The sequence below is a fragment of the Bauldia sp. genome, assembly GCF_965232525.1.
Lineage (GTDB): Bacteria > Pseudomonadota > Alphaproteobacteria > Rhizobiales > Kaistiaceae > Bauldia.
The window spans coordinates 2,866,448-2,880,806 of the sequence record NZ_OZ246980.1; the positions used below are offsets into that span (position 1 = coordinate 2,866,448).

Sequence of the window (14,359 nt, forward strand, 5' to 3'; positions counted from 1 at the left end):
GAACTTCGGGAGATCAAGAAGCTCGAAGCACTTACCTGTCCTGGCCATCGACTGGCCCCCAAAGGCGAATCACGTTGCAACCAGAAATACTGTGATAAGATGCCCTCAACAGCAACCTAGTGCCGCCGTCCACCGCCCCATTTCAACAGGAAATAGTCTCTGATCATCGGATCGGGGATTCTCGTGCTTCGTGTGTTTTGCGATGAATTTGCTGCGATCACCTGACTCCAAGGGCCTCCCGGTTCGTGGGTCATTGCGACAAGGTCGGCCGTCGAGTGAGCGGCGTGGGCCTCGAATGCCGATTGCACCAGAAGGCGATGTTTTGCATGAATGTCATCATAAGGAATTGATCTGTTGTCTCCCGTCGAATAGTCGAAATAGCAAGCAGGTTCTGAAATCGGCTTGTCGCCGTGGCACCTGAACGCTTGGTATACTGATCGAACAACCGGGCCTAGCTGCCATGCCTCAAAGTGGTTGCGGACAAGGCCCCGGTGAAGCTCCACCAGCCCCCAACCGTGAATAAAATACAGCAGCTTGTTCATCCGGAGGTTAGAGAGGTCGAATCGATCAGCGTCATAGTGCGCCAATAAGAAATTGGCTATCTTGCGCGCCTCGTACATTCGATCCCCCTCGGACAAGATATCAATTTTGGGCGATCTGTCATGTCCCATAGCGACAACGGTGGAAAACTCATTCACTCCGCCGCCACCTTGGCCGCACTCGCGGCTGAGCGGCGGCGTTTGCGCCCGGCCTTGGCGCGGGCGAGGACCGGTTTCAGGAACGCGCCGGTGTAGCTGCGCTTGACCTTAACGATGTCCTCCGGGGTCCCGGCCGCGACGATCTCGCCGCCGCCGTCGCCGCCCTCGGGTCCGAGGTCGATGATCCAATCGGCGGTCTTGATCACCTCGAGATTGTGCTCGATCACCACGACGGTGTTGCCCTGCTCGACCAGCTCGTGCAGCACCTCAAGCAGCTTCTCGACATCGGCGAAGTGGAGGCCGGTGGTCGGCTCGTCGAGGATATAGAGGGTGCGGCCGGTGGCGCGCTTCGACAACTCCTTCGACAGTTTGACCCGCTGGGCCTCGCCGCCGGACAGCGTCGTCGCCTGCTGGCCGACATGGATGTAGGAAAGGCCGACCCGGTCGAGCGTCTCCATCTTGTCGCGGATCGCCGGCACGGCGGAGAAGAAGCTCTTGGCTTCCTCCACCGTCATGTCGAGGACATCAGCGATCGACTTGCCCTTGAAGGTGACCTCCAGGGTCTCGCGGTTGTAGCGCTTGCCCTGGCAGACGTCGCAGGTGACGTAGACATCGGGCAGGAAGTGCATCTCGATCTTGATGACGCCGTCGCCCTGGCAGGCCTCGCAGCGGCCGCCCTTGACGTTGAACGAAAACCGCCCCGGGGCGTAGCCGCGGGCCTTGGCCTCCGGCAGGCCGGCAAACCATTCGCGGATGGGGGTGAAGGCGCCGGTGTAGGTCGCCGGATTGGAGCGCGGGGTGCGGCCGATCGGCGACTGGTCAATGTCGATGACCTTGTCGAGATATTCGAGCCCTTCGACCCGCTCATGCGCCGCCGGCGCATCGCGGGCGCCGTTCAGCCGCCGGGCGACGGCCTTGTAGAGGGTGTCGATCAGCAGGGTCGACTTGCCGCCGCCGGAGACCCCGGTGATGCAGGTGAACAGACCCAGCGGGATCTCGGCGGTGACGTTCTTGAGGTTGTTGGCGGTGGCGCCGATCACCCTCAGCGCCTTGCCCTTCTGTGGCGGGCGGCGCAGCGCCGGCACATCGATGAAGCGTGTGCCCGACAGGAACTGCCCGGTCAGCGATTGCGGGCTCGCCATGATCTCGGCCGGGGTGCCCTCGGCGACGATGGTGCCGCCATGGATGCCGGCGGCCGGGCCGATGTCGACCACATGGTCGGCCTCGCGGATCGCGTCCTCGTCATGCTCGACGACGATGACGGTGTTGCCGAGGTCGCGCAGGTGCTTCAGCGTCTCGAGCAGACGGGCGTTGTCGCGCTGGTGCAGCCCGATCGAGGGCTCGTCGAGAACATAGAGCACGCCGGTGAGGCCGGAGCCGATCTGGGAGGCGAGGCGGATGCGCTGGCTCTCGCCGCCCGACAAGGTGCCGGAGTTGCGGCTCAGCGTCAGATAGTCGAGGCCGACATCGACGAGGAATTGCAGCCGCTCGCGGATCTCCTTGAGGATGCGGCCGGCGATCTCGTTCTGTTTGTCGGTCAAGGTGGCGGGCAGGTCGGCGAACCACTGGTTGGCGCGGCGGATGGAGAAGTTGGCGACTTCGCCGATGTGCAGGCCGTCGAGCTTGACCGCCAGCGCCTCGGGCTTGAGGCGGTAGCCGTCGCAGGCGGCGCATGGCGTCGCCGACTGGTAGCGCTCGATCTCCTCGCGCATCCAGGCGGAGTCGGTCTCCTTCCAGCGGCGCTCGAGGTTCGGGATCACCCCTTCGAAGGTCTTGGTGGTCTCGTATTTCCTGAGGCCATCGTCATAGACGAAGCGGACCTTGTCCTTGCCGGTGCCGTAGAGGATCGCCTGGCGGGCCTTCGCCGGCAGCTTCGACCATTTGGCGTCGAGCGAGAATTTGTAGTGGCGGGCCAGCGCCTCCAGGGTTTGGAGATAGTACGGCGACTGGGACTTGCCCCACGGGACAATGGCATTCTGGCGGAGGCTGAGGGTCTCGTCCGGGACGACCAGCGCGGGATCGACGGTGCGCTCGAAGCCGAGGCCATCGCAGGTCGGGCAGGCGCCATACGGGTTATTGAACGAAAACAGCCGCGGCTCGATTTCCGGGATGGTGAAGCCGGAGACCGGGCAGGCGAACTTTTCGGAGAAGATGATGCGGGTGGGGAGGGTCTCTTTTTTCCCTGTCCGGCCTTCGGCCGTCCCCGCCTCTTGGGAAGTCCCCCTCACCCCGGCCCCGCCTTCGGCGGTACCCTCCCTCTCCCGCGAGGGGAGAGGGGGCGCGGCGTCTTCGCCATCGCCTTTCTTGGTTACGATGGATGATTTGCTTCGGCGTTTGGGCCGAGAGTCCCTCTCCCCCGGTGGGAGAGGGTGGTCGCCGGAGGCGACCGGGTGAGGGGGAGGTCTATCCGCGAACTCGGCGATGGCGATTCCGTCGGCGAGGCCGAGCGCGGTCTGCAGCGAGTCGGCGAGGCGGGTGGCGATGTCGTCGCGCACAACGATGCGGTCGACCACCACTTCGATGTCGTGCTTGAATTTCTTGTCGAGCGCCGGTGCCTCGGCGATCTCGTGGAAGGTGCCGTCGATCTTGACCCGCTGGAACCCCTTCTTGAGGAGCTCGGCCAATTCCTTGCGGTACTCGCCCTTGCGGCCGCGCACAATCGGCGCCAACAGATAGAGCCGGGTGCCCTCCGGCAGCGCCATGATCCGGTCGACCATCTGGCTCACCGTCTGGCTCTCGATCGGCAGGCCGGTGGCCGGCGAATAGGGGACCCCGACCCGGGCGAACAGGAGCCGCATGTAGTCGTAGATCTCGGTGACGGTACCGACCGTCGAGCGGGGATTGCGGCTGGTCGTCTTCTGCTCGATCGAAATCGCCGGCGACAGCCCGTCGATCTGGTCGACGTCCGGCTTCTGCATCATCTCGAGAAACTGACGGGCATAAGCCGACAGGCTCTCGACGTAGCGGCGCTGGCCCTCGGCATAGATGGTGTCGAAGGCGAGCGACGACTTGCCGGAGCCCGACAGGCCGGTGAGCACGATCAGCTCGTCCCGCGGAAGGTCGAGATCGACGTTCTTGAGGTTGTGCTCGCGGGCGCCGCGAACGGAGATGGACTTGCTGCTCATGATCCGGCGGTCAACCTGTTCGCGACTCCAGCCATCGCTGCAAGGACTCCTGGCTCTCGGCCGATCCTTTGCCAGCAAGAAGCGCGGAGACGGAGACGTCTTCGTCAACGTCAGGCCAGTGTACCCCGTCGCCATCCGCGATCAGCCGCCAGTTGGCCCGTTCTGCCGGGGTCGCGTGGGCGAGGCGCGGATACCAAGCCAACGGCACGGCGATCGTTCGCCCATCGGACAGATCGACACTCAGCGTTTCGTCGGTCACAGTCACACCAAGAGCACTTGGGTGACGCGCCTCAGTGGCCGAAAAAGCCATGCCATGCCTCCAAGAGCGTCGGTTCATGCTCACCGACGCGTTGTTCGATTTCCCTAAGTTCCTTACGCCGGAAGCCCCCACTGGTCACAAGACGCACCGGATCAATCCAAAACTTCGCAACGTTGTTGTCACGCTCGACGTGGACATGCGGGGGCTCACCGCCATCGGCAGAATAGAAAAACAAACGATATGGCCCAAGCCTCAACACCGTAGGCATCGCCCGCCTCCGAGGCACTTGCGACAGCGAACGGAAATGAACTTGCTCGCGGGGAGGCTGGTCTTCGCCATGGTCTCGTCCGTGGGGGATGCGGCGTGAGCCGCACGCTCCAACTTATGCCGTTGCGGCGTTCAGACAAGCGCGACCTTGCGTTCGTCCAACGGTAACGGCCGAGTCAGGCAAAGATGCTGACAGACAATGCCAAGCGAAACAAGAACAAAAGAGGTACAAATGCTGGGCTGAGCATCCATTCGGCCTCATGATATACCTCGGTCACCTGGCGATCCGCGACGCGCCGGTTTGAACTCGGGGGACCGTAATGACCAAACTGTTTTCGATTCCAAAGCACGGTTTTGTGCGGCGGCTTGGCTTGGCGGCACTCATCGTTGGTGCGGGGGCCTGCTTGTCGGCGAGCGCCGACGAGGCCGTGCCTAATCTTGAAGGGATCTGGATCAAGGCCGACGGTCAGGTGCGCTACTGGGACGGGGCGATCAACGTCTTTCCCCAAGACTACGCTATCGGGCAAATCGAAATCTCCGGACAGGTCGGCGCGGTGTTCGAGGCGCATCAGTTATCGGTCGCCATTGGAGGCGCCCAGGAGGGTAGACACGGGTCCGAACCGATCACCGATCAGCGGCTACCGCTGGTCGGCGTCGTCGGCTGGGACGGGACGTCGGTCGTGCTCAGCGACATCGGGGACACGACGCACTACCAGTGTACGCTCGTGGCGGAAAATACCATGCACTGCATGTTGTGGGAGTCCGGCGAGCACGCGCTCGCCGGCCGCGTCATTCTCGAACGGCGCTGATCGGGCTGCGATGATGTCGTCTCGGTATTGCTCGGCGTCGGCGGGATCAGGTGGTGGGATCGTCTTCGCGGGGCGGCGGCCGCCAACGACAGCCGATGAGATCATTGGGTGGCCGCATGCATACTCGGCTCTTGCAAGTTCTTTTTGTCCAGCCGAGAGACTGTATGTCGTTTTGACCGCCGAGCTGTCGATGACATCAAATTTCACCTTTATCGAGCCGATCGCGGGTTGCCGCGATCGAAATGGAGTAGCTGAATCGTGACAACCCGACATGCCGTCTCGGCCGCCATCGCGGCGGCCGCATTGGTCAGTTTCGTGTCCGTGTCCCAGGCGATCGCGCCACCGGCGGTGCGCGGCGATCACGGCATGGTGGTGAGCGGTCAGCACCTGGCGGCCGAGGTGGGCAACCGCATCCTTGAGAACGGCGGCAACGCCATCGACGCGGCCGTGGCGGCGTCTTACGCGCTGGCGGTTGTCTATCCCTGCTGCGGCAATATCGGCGGCGGCGGATTCGCGACGATCCGATTAGCCGACGGCCGCGAGATCTTCATCGACTTCCGGGAAAAGGCGCCTCAAGCCGCGACCGCCAACATGTACATCGGCAGCGACGGCAAGGTGGTTTCGGAGGAGAGCATCGAAGGGTACACGGCCGTCGCGGTCCCCGGCACGGTCCTCGGTCTTGATACTCTGCTCACCAAATACGGGACGATGAGCCGCCAAGAGGTGATGGCCCCGGCGATCAACCTGGCGCGATACGGCTTCGCGCTCCGGCAAAGCGACGTCGATTATCTCACGATCCGGACCGACAAGATTCTCAAGCAGCCGAACGCGGCTGCGATCTTTCTTAACGACGGTGCGCCGTGGCCAGTCGGACACCGGCTGGTCCAGACTGACCTCGCCGCTACGCTGGAGGCGATCGCCGAGAACGGATCGGATGCCTTTTACAAGGGGCCGATCGCCGAGGCGATCGTCGCCGCCAGTTCGGCCAATGACGGCATCCTGACGATGGCCGACTTCGAGTCGTACACGGTGGAGGAGCGGACGCCGGTCGCGTGTACGTATCGCGGCTATAGGATTGCCGCCGCCGCACCGCCGAGCTCCGGCGGGACAACGCTCTGCCTCATCCTCAATATCGTCGAAGGGTATTCGCTGGACGACCTCGGCTACCACTCGGCCGCCGGCATCCACGTCATCGTCGAGGCGCTGCGTCATGCCTTTGTCGATCGGAACTTTCTGCTCGGCGATCCGGACTTTGTCCATAATCCGGTCGAGCAACTGACGTCGAAGGCATACGCGGCGTCGATCCGGGCGAAAATCGAACCAGGTAAGGCGGGACAGTCCAAGGGCATGACCCCTGGGATCGCACCTTCCAAAGGAACCGAAACGACGCATCTTTCCGTGATGGACCGCGACGGTAACGCGGTGGCGTTGACCTCCAGCGTCAACTACTTCTTCGGCGCCGGCGTCATCGCGGGGGACACAGGCTTCTTCCTCAACAACACGATGAACGACTTCACCATCGCGCCGGGCGAGCCGACCGCCGGCGGCTTGATCCAGGGCGCGAACAACGTCATCGCACCCGGCAAGCGGCCGCTCAGCTCGATGACGCCCACGATCGTCACCAAGGACGGGGATGTCGCCATGGTGCTCGGCAGCCCAGGGGGGGTGCGCATCATCAGTATCGTGGCGCAGACGATCATGAACGTGATCGACCATGGGATGACGATTTCGGCCGCGGTCGCGGGGCCACGGATTCATCACCAATGGATGCCCGATGAGGTCTATATGGAACCGTTTGCACTTTCAGCCGACACGAAAGCGGCGCTCGAGGCGATGGGCTACACGATCGTTCAGCAGCGGCCGTGGGGCGCGGCCCAGGCAATCAGCATCGCCGAGGGAGGCGAGGGCCACGAGATCCAGGCGCAGTTCGTTCAGGACACCATGGTGTTCAGCCGGGCACGGAAAGGCACCCGCCTTGGCCACAGCGACAATCGGCGACCGACCGGCGCTGCGGTCGGGCATTGATGCCGGCCAGGCGATGCGCCTTCGGCCGGGTCGCTTCACCGTTGATCGGTTGCGTTCGCCCTATTCGGCGATGAGGCTTTTGAGGTCGGCGGCGGTCAGTGTGTCGTCATAGACGCCCGCGCTGACCTGATAGGGCTGGCCAGGCACTGCGGCGATGAAAGCGACCTTGCGCGACGGGTCGCCGGCGGCGAGTTGGTCGGCGCCCGGATCGGCAATCGGCTCCGCCCACTTGTACTCGACCCAGCCGCCGCCGGCCGCTGCGGCTTCGCACAACAGGCGGCCGAACGGGACGCCATCAACATCGGCGAGAGTCGAAATGGCCAAACCCTTGGTTCCGGCAATCGGATGTGCAGCGATAGTGTCAGCCGAGCAGTCGTAGACGAACACATAGGTGTCCTTCCATACGAACGGTGACTCCGCCTGGTCGAAAATGACCAATCCCGGCTCGCCGTTCTCGGCAAGATGCGCGGCCGCCTCGCGGACCTTGGCGACAACCTCCTCGGGCGTTGCCGGCTCGTCGGCGTGGGCGGCGCCGGCCGTCACGCCAACAGCCAGCAGGATTGTCGCGGTCAACCGAACGCCCATCAGTCTCGCTCCCTCAAATAGACAGACTACTCTGCTGCACAGATGCCAAGGATACCACATCGATCTGCTGTTTTCGGTTGATGCCGCGCAAAGCGTTTTCAGCGCAGGCGTGCCAGCGGATGGCCGCTAAGTCGGCGAGGTGAAATGGTGCTGGGCCGGTGCGCCGATAATGCGGCTACAGCAAGGCTTGGCCTATAGCGGGCAAACGGTTCGGCCGTAGATTTCGTTCAGCACCTGGCCCAGGCCGGTATAGACGGCGACCGCGCCGCAGAGGATGCCCTCGTAGCCGGCGATCATCAGGACCATTTCGCTCTCGGTGCCATTGGCCAAGGCGAGCAAGCCAAACAGAATCGTCAACGTCAGAAACACGACCTGCAGGCTGCGGGTCAGCTTGAAGGTTGCGATGAACAAAACCGCGGTGAACAGCCCCCAGATGGCGAGGTAGGTCGCCATTGCAGCCGGACCCGGAGCGGTGCCGATGCCGAGGTCGGGAACGATCAGAATACCCGCGAGGCTGAGCCAGAACAGGCCGTAAGAAGTGAACGCGGTGGTGCCGAAGGTGTTGCCCTTGCGCCATTCCATGACACCGGCCAGCACCTGCGCCAGACCGCCGTAGAACACACCCATCGCGAGGATCATGGCGTCGAGCGGATAGAACCCGGCGTTATGGAAGTTGAGGAGAATCGTTGTCAGGCCGAAAGCGCTCAAACCAAGCGGTGCCGGGTTGGCCGTTGTATCCGCCACGATCGTCCGACTTGGCTCCCCCGACACGTTGGCTGCCGACATAACACTCTCACCGATCATACTTTCGTCGACGACTGGGCGCACAGCGACAGCCGCCGACCTCGACGAAGCTAGCAGGTCAAGCTCGACGCGCCTTGCGGTTGATCAACGGTATCGACGCTCAGGCGTGGGCTGTCAGGGGGCCGAGTTGAGACATCACTCGGTCAGCAGCTTGTCGAGCTGGTCTACCGTCAGCGTGTCGTCATAGTCGCCGGCGCCAACCTGATAGGGCCGATCAGGGACGGTCATCACGTAGGTGACCTTGCGTGACGGGGTGCTCGCTTCTTCGAGCGCGTCGTCGCTTTTGTCCTCGACCGGGCGCGGCCACATGTACTCGACCCAACCGCCGTCCGGATTGGCGGCCGCCTCGCACATCAATTTCCCGAACGGCTTGCCATTGACATCCTTCAAGGTCGATACCGGCCGTCCGATGTTGCTGTTGACCGGATGCGACACGGTGAGGTCGGCGGAGCAGTCGAGGACAAAGACATAGGTGTCCTTCCAGACGAAGGGCGAGTTCGCTTCGGCGAAGGTGGGCAGGCCGACATCGCCGACATCGGCAAGGTACGCGGCGGCCTCGTGGACCTTGTCAATGATCTCCTGGGGTGTGGCGTGATTGTTGTCCGCGGCGGCGGCCGGCGCGGCGCCAATGACGAGGGCGGCAACGGCGGTCAGGGAGGCGCGCATGCGAGTAGCCTTTTTTGCGTGGCGAACCGGACCGCTATCATCCGGAGTGGGGCGGGTGCAAATCAAGTGGAACAAAAATAGAACAAAGAAATCGCGCCAATCGTTATTTGTCCGTTAGGTTCATTGCGCATAAAATGACAGTTTGAACACGCTCGAGGGCCTCGGCCCCGGTGGAGTAGGCGTACGAGGAGAGACAATGGCCGCCCGCGCGTATTGGCAAGGTCAGATCAGGCTGGCGCTCGTTTCCATTCCCGTCCAGGTGTTCCCGGCCTCGAAGTCCGCCGGGCGGATCAGCTTCAACCAGATTCACAAACCGAGCGGCAAGCGCATCCGGTACCAGAAGGTGGTGCCCGGTGTCGGCGAGGCGGCGCCCGAGGATATCGTCAAAGGCTATGAGGTGGAGAAGGGCAAGTATGTGCTCTTCACCGAGGACGAGATCAACGACGTCAAGCTGGAGGCCAAACGGACGCTCGATCTGATCCAGTTCGTCGACGCTGACGAGATCGATCTGCTCTATGCCGAGAAGCCGTATTACGTCTCGCCTGAAGACGACGAGACGGCGAGCGAGGCTTATGTCGTGCTGCGCGATGCGCTGAGGGCAACCAACAAGGTCGGCATCGGCCACATCGTCGCTCGCGGCCACTCCAACCTGGTCGCGCTGCGTCCGAGCGGCAAGGGCCTGATGATCGAAACGCTGCGCTATGCCGACGAGGTCCACAAGCCGGACGGCTATTATGCCGACGTGCCCGACGAGGAGCCGTCGCCGGAACTGCTGTCGCTTGCCGAGGAACTGATCGACCGCAAGAGCAAGCCGTGGGATCCGAAAGCGTTCAGCGATCCTTACGAAGCGGCGCTGCGCGGGCTGATCGATGCCAAGATCGAAAACCGTCCGCCGGACGAGATCGAGGAGCCGCAGATCAGCGCCAAGGTCATCGACCTGATGGAGGCGCTGAAGAAGAGTGTCGGCGGCAAGAAGACCACGACCACCAAGAAGGCGGCCGCCTCCGCCAAGAAGCCGGCGGCCAAGAAGGAGCCGGCAAAAAAGACGACCGCCAAATCGGGCACCCGAACCCGCAAGCCGGCGGCCAAGAAAACCGGGACTCGCGGGCGGCGGGCCGCCTAACGGCCGACGCTACTCGTCGCTGGCGCCGACCGTCACTCCCGCCAGTACTCGGGCCGGTTGATTGCGTCCGCGACCGTGACCCGGCCGGTCGGCAGCCGCCGGGGAGCGTTGCCGAGGCTCTGCACCATCCATGCGTCGGCATCTTTTTCGGCGATCGGGTAGGGTGCCTCGTAGCCAAGTCGACCAGCCGGCGCGAAGCCGTGGCGGGTGTAGTAGTCGGGATGGCCGAGGACGAAAGCAAGATCGGCGCCCGACCGGGTGACGGCGGCGAGACCGGTGGCGATCAGGGCACCGCCGATGCCGCGGCGTTGCCTCGCCGGGACGACGGCCAGCGGTGCCAGCAACGTCGCCGGTGTTTCGCGTTCGCCGACGCGAGCCTTGGAGAACAGGATATGGCCCACTGGTTCGTCGTCCTCGACGGCCAGCAAGGAGACAGTCGGGTCAGCCGTCGGATCGTTGAGCAGATCACGGGTGAGTTCGGCCTCGACGTTGCTGCCGAAGGCGGCGCGCTGAACGGTCATGACGGCGTCGAGATCATTGGAGTCGGCAACACGAATGAGCAAGGCTTCGGTCTCTTGCGGGGCCGGAGTGGCAAGGGATCGGTCGATGGCCGCCGTTAACCGCTCCGCTGAACGTGGGAGAGAGGGCGGCAACTCAAGGAACTTCTCATACATTTTCGGCAAGGGAATATGAAACGCCTCGCACAGGGCGCGGACATCCCGGAAGTCGGTCTTGTCCGGCTCGTACTCGGTGTGGAAGCGGACGAGCCACTCCGGTGTGATGCAGCGCACCGGATGGCCGTCGATGATCCCCCGACCGTTGAGTGAGTCGATCGGATACGGCAGGCCGTCGATATGGTTGCCGGCTGAGTCGAACTCGTAGGTGTGGACATCCACGGCGCGGCCGTCGGGATCTTCAAGCACGAAGTTGAACGCGGTGGTGTCCGGGCGCGGGCTATCGCGGTAGCCTTGGGCTTCCAGTAACGTCCGCAACCGGGGAACGTCTGAATGGCGGATGGCGATGTCGAGGTCACGATGGGGTCGTGTCTGGCGACCGAGGACGGCATCCACGGCCCAGCCGCCATCGACGATGATCTCGATTTCGGCATCCGCCAACTGCCGAAGCAGCGCGATAACGTCGCCTGCGGTAAACTCGCTATCGGGCATTCGATCCCTTTTCAACCAGTCCCGTGACCCATGGCCGATTCCCTAAGGACCTACCGCGCCAAGCGCGACTTCACGAAAACGGCGGAGCCGAGCGGCGACGAGGATCGGGCCAGCGGCGGTCACCGTTATCTCATCCAGAAGCACGACGCGACCCGGCTCCACTTCGACTTCCGTCTCGAACTCGATGGCGTGTTGCTGTCGTGGGCGGTTCCCAACGGACCGAGCTACGATCCGCACGACAAGCGCCTCGCCGTTCACGTCGAGGACCACCCGCTCGACTATGGTGATTTCGAAGGGACGATCCCCAAGGGGGAGTATGGCGGCGGCACGGTGATGCTGTGGGACGAGGGGACCTGGGAGCCAGTCGGCGACCCCGAAGCCGGTCTCGCCAAGGGCGATCTTAAGTTCATCCTTCATGGCGAGCGACTGCGCGGCAAATGGGTGCTGGTGCGCATGAAGCCGAAACGCGGCGAGCGGTCGAAGAACGAGAACTGGCTGCTGATCAAGGAGCAGGATGCCTACGCCACCGAGGAGTCCAAGCCGATCATCGAGCGGGCGCTGACCAGCGTACGCTCGGGCCGGACCATGGCTGAGATCGCGGCCGGTCACGTGGAGTGGAAGGACTCCGGCTTTGCGATCAAAAAGGGCCGCAAGGCACCGAGCCAATCGGCGGGCGTCAAGCCGCCCAAATTCGTGGCGCCGCAACTCGCCGGTTTGGCGGAGGCCGCGCCGGCCGGCGACGACTGGCTGCACGAGATCAAATATGACGGCTATCGCGCCATCGCCGCGATCGGTGGCGGTGAGGCGGTCGTTTATACCAGGCGGGGGCTGGACTGGACCGACCGGTTCCAGCCGATCGTCCGACCGCTGATCGATCTACCCTGTCGCACAGCGCTGCTCGATGGGGAGGTGGCGATCACCGACAAGCAAGGCCACACCGACTTCGGCGCGCTGCAGGACGCGCTTGGCGAGGGCGGCGGACGCGGGATCGGCTACTACCTGTTCGACCTCCTCAGCCTCGATGGCGAGGACCTGCGCAAACGACCGCTCACCGAGCGCAAGGCACGGCTCTCCGACTTGCTCGCCGATCAGCCGCGCAGCGGTCCGCTGTTCTACTCCGACCATGTGGTCGGCCACGGCGGCGATATGCTCGACCGGGTCTGCGCCATGGGGCTCGAAGGGATCATCTCCAAGCGGGCCAATGCGCCTTATCGCTCGGGCCGTGCCAAGTCTTGGCTCAAGGTCAAATGTGGCTGGGGCCAGGAGTTCATCATCATCGGCTGGCGGCCCTCCTCGGTGAAGGGACGGCCGTTTTCCTCGATCCTGCTCGCCACTCGCGAAGGTGGGGAGCTCACCTATCGCGGCCGGGTCGGCAGCGGCTTCGGCGAGCGCGAGCTCGATACGCTGTGGCCGGAACTGAAGAAACGCGAGATCAAGACCCCTGCGGCACCCGACGTGCCGGCTGACATCCGCCGCAAGGCGCGGTTCGTCAAACCCGAGCTGGTCGCCGAGATCGCCTTTCGCGGCTTCACCGACGAAGGCGCGGTCCGCCAGGGAAGCTATAAGGGCCTGCGCAAAGACAAGGCGGCCGCCGCGGTGATCGCCGAGACGCCGGCGAAACCGACCGCACCGGCCAAGGCCAAACGCAAGGAGGACACCGTGGTCGCCATCGACGATGCCCGTGACGACAAGGCGGTTGAGATCGCCGGCGTGCGGGTCACCCATCCCGACAAGGTGGTTTTCCCCGGCCAGGGGATCACCAAGCGAACGCTCGCCGCCTATTTCCTTGGTGTCGCCGACCGCATCCTGCCGCACGTCGCCAACCGGCCGCTCAGCCTGGTGCGCTGCCCCGATGGTGCTGACGGCGACTGCTTCTTCCAGAAACACGCCTCGCCGGGATTCCCGAAGGCGTTCAAGCCGATCCGCATCAAGGAGAAGCGCGGCAGCGATCTCTATCTCTACATCGAGGACGAGCAGGGCCTGGTTGCCTGCGTCCAGATGGGGGCGCTGGAGCTCCACATCTGGGGCTCGCACAACGCCACGCTCGAACAGCCGGATCGCCTCGTGTTCGACCTCGATCCGGACGAAGGCATGGACTTCGCCGCGGTCAAAGCCGCCGCCCGCGATATCCGCGACCGGCTTGCCGCGGTTGGGCTGACCACATTTCCGATGGTCACCGGCGGTAAGGGCATCCACGTCGTTGCCCCGCTCCAACCGCGCCACGACTGGGAAGCGGTCAAGGACTTCGCCGAAGCCTTTGCCCGCACCGTCGCCGCGGCCGAGCCAGACACCTATCTCGCCGTTGCCACCAAGGCGAAACGCACCGGCCGCATCTTTATCGATTATCTGCGCAACGGCCGCGGCGCCACCGCGATCGCACCGTACTCGACCCGGGCCCGCAAGGGCGCACCGGTCGCCTGGCCGATGACCTGGGCCGGCGTCGCCCGGGCCAAGGACGCGCGGGTCGCCACGGTCGAAACCGCGGCTGCGCTGCTCAAGCGGCAGAAGTCGGACCCCTGGGCGGGCTATTTCGACGTCGAGCAGGCGCTGCCGATTTGAGGGAAGCCCGCGCCGCATCATTGAGCGGGACGCGGTGTCTGCTTCGGTATTATTGGCATTGTGGGCGAGGGCTGCCGGACGTGTCGGGCGCCTCAGCGCATCGCCGATCTTGATCGACAACGGCGTGAGGCTCAGCGTTTGATCGAGTTGCCTGACGCGGATGCCACGGCGCCGGTGGGTCCTGACCCTGTCCGTGCCCTGCGACGAAGATGAACACACCGTAACGTTGTCATCCCTGCAACCCATGGTACCACTACCGGGTAGGGTTCATGC

Annotated in this window: 12 protein-coding genes; 4 read left to right on the forward strand and 8 right to left on the reverse strand. The window is 63.9% G+C overall.

Going from position 1 to position 14,359, the window contains the following annotated elements; translation table 11 throughout:
• Positions 1–116: 116 nt before the first annotated feature.
• Genes ACO076_RS13575 through ACO076_RS13590 form a run of 4 tightly spaced genes read right to left on the reverse strand, consistent with a single transcriptional unit; the run spans position 117 to position 4,350 of the window.
• Positions 117–698 (reverse strand): Panacea domain-containing protein, encoded by a 582-nt coding sequence (locus ACO076_RS13575; protein WP_421723369.1) that lies wholly within the window; start codon positions 696–698, stop codon positions 117–119.
• The gene (gene uvrA, locus ACO076_RS13580) at positions 695–3,823 is read right to left on the reverse strand and encodes an excinuclease ABC subunit UvrA (RefSeq protein WP_421723370.1); all 3,129 of its coding nucleotides are present in this window, start codon (positions 3,821–3,823) and stop codon (positions 695–697) included. The genes ACO076_RS13575 and uvrA overlap by 4 nt, the downstream gene beginning before the upstream one ends.
• Before the next feature lie 10 nt (positions 3,824–3,833).
• Positions 3,834–4,133 carry a DUF2442 domain-containing protein gene (locus tag ACO076_RS13585; RefSeq protein WP_421723371.1) on the reverse strand — a complete coding sequence of 100 codons (300 nt, stop codon included), beginning with the start codon at positions 4,131–4,133 and terminating at the stop codon, positions 3,834–3,836.
• Positions 4,114–4,350 carry a DUF4160 domain-containing protein gene (locus ACO076_RS13590; RefSeq protein WP_421723372.1) on the reverse strand — a complete coding sequence of 79 codons (237 nt, stop codon included), beginning with the start codon at positions 4,348–4,350 and terminating at the stop codon, positions 4,114–4,116. The genes ACO076_RS13585 and ACO076_RS13590 overlap by 20 nt, the downstream gene beginning before the upstream one ends.
• 319 nt (positions 4,351–4,669) lie before the next feature.
• Here ACO076_RS13590 and ACO076_RS13595 point away from each other — a divergent pair, with 319 nt between their 5' ends.
• On the forward strand, positions 4,670–5,158 hold the full coding sequence (locus tag ACO076_RS13595) for a hypothetical protein (RefSeq protein ID WP_421723373.1): 489 nt from the start codon (positions 4,670–4,672) through the stop codon (positions 5,156–5,158).
• Between the two features lie 258 nt (positions 5,159–5,416).
• Positions 5,417–7,183, forward strand: a complete 1,767-nt coding sequence (ggt, locus tag ACO076_RS13600) for a gamma-glutamyltransferase (protein ID WP_421723374.1) — start codon at positions 5,417–5,419, stop codon at positions 7,181–7,183.
• Positions 7,184–7,243: 60 nt separating this feature from the next.
• Here ggt and ACO076_RS13605 read toward each other — a convergent pair whose 3' ends face one another.
• The 3 genes from ACO076_RS13605 to ACO076_RS13615 form a co-directional block, all read right to left on the reverse strand.
• Complete coding sequence (locus ACO076_RS13605) at positions 7,244–7,768, reverse strand: cache domain-containing protein (protein WP_421723375.1); 525 nt, start codon at positions 7,766–7,768, stop codon at positions 7,244–7,246.
• Between the two features lie 192 nt (positions 7,769–7,960).
• Positions 7,961–8,554 (reverse strand): acetate uptake transporter, encoded by a 594-nt coding sequence (locus ACO076_RS13610; protein WP_421723376.1) that lies wholly within the window; start codon positions 8,552–8,554, stop codon positions 7,961–7,963.
• Positions 8,555–8,707: 153 nt separating this feature from the next.
• Complete coding sequence (locus ACO076_RS13615; RefSeq protein WP_421723377.1) at positions 8,708–9,238, reverse strand: cache domain-containing protein; 531 nt, start codon at positions 9,236–9,238, stop codon at positions 8,708–8,710.
• A 196-nt stretch (positions 9,239–9,434) separates the two neighbouring features.
• Between ACO076_RS13615 and ACO076_RS13620 the strand changes: the two genes are divergently transcribed.
• Positions 9,435–10,361: a Ku protein gene (locus ACO076_RS13620; RefSeq protein WP_421723378.1), complete on the forward strand. Its 927-nt coding sequence runs from the start codon at positions 9,435–9,437 to the stop codon at positions 10,359–10,361.
• Positions 10,362–10,393: 32 nt separating this feature from the next.
• On the opposite strand, the gene ACO076_RS13625 is transcribed toward ACO076_RS13620, so the two are convergent.
• On the reverse strand, positions 10,394–11,527 hold the full coding sequence (locus ACO076_RS13625) for a GNAT family N-acetyltransferase (RefSeq protein WP_421723379.1): 1,134 nt from the start codon (positions 11,525–11,527) through the stop codon (positions 10,394–10,396).
• Positions 11,528–11,557: 30 nt separating this feature from the next.
• Between ACO076_RS13625 and ligD the strand changes: the two genes are divergently transcribed.
• Positions 11,558–14,086, forward strand: coding sequence for a DNA ligase D (gene ligD / locus ACO076_RS13630; protein WP_421723380.1), 2,529 nt, complete (start codon positions 11,558–11,560; stop codon positions 14,084–14,086).
• Positions 14,087–14,359: the final 273 nt, after the last annotated feature.

Coding starts and splice junctions, on each gene's coding strand:
- uvrA (WP_421723370.1), bottom strand. CDS start 3,823: ATGAGCAGCAAGTCCATCTCCGTTCGCGGCGCCCGCGAGCACAACCTC.
- ACO076_RS13585 (WP_421723371.1), bottom strand. CDS start 4,133: ATGGCTTTTTCGGCCACTGAGGCGCGTCACCCAAGTGCTCTTGGTGTG.
- ACO076_RS13590 (WP_421723372.1), bottom strand. CDS start 4,350: ATGCCTACGGTGTTGAGGCTTGGGCCATATCGTTTGTTTTTCTATTCT.
- ACO076_RS13595 (WP_421723373.1), top strand. CDS start 4,670: ATGACCAAACTGTTTTCGATTCCAAAGCACGGTTTTGTGCGGCGGCTT.
- ACO076_RS13605 (WP_421723375.1), bottom strand. CDS start 7,768: ATGGGCGTTCGGTTGACCGCGACAATCCTGCTGGCTGTTGGCGTGACG.
- ACO076_RS13610 (WP_421723376.1), bottom strand. CDS start 8,554: ATGTCGGCAGCCAACGTGTCGGGGGAGCCAAGTCGGACGATCGTGGCG.
- ACO076_RS13615 (WP_421723377.1), bottom strand. CDS start 9,238: ATGCGCGCCTCCCTGACCGCCGTTGCCGCCCTCGTCATTGGCGCCGCG.
- ACO076_RS13620 (WP_421723378.1), top strand. CDS start 9,435: ATGGCCGCCCGCGCGTATTGGCAAGGTCAGATCAGGCTGGCGCTCGTT.
- ACO076_RS13625 (WP_421723379.1), bottom strand. CDS start 11,527: ATGCCCGATAGCGAGTTTACCGCAGGCGACGTTATCGCGCTGCTTCGG.
- ligD (WP_421723380.1), top strand. CDS start 11,558: ATGGCCGATTCCCTAAGGACCTACCGCGCCAAGCGCGACTTCACGAAA.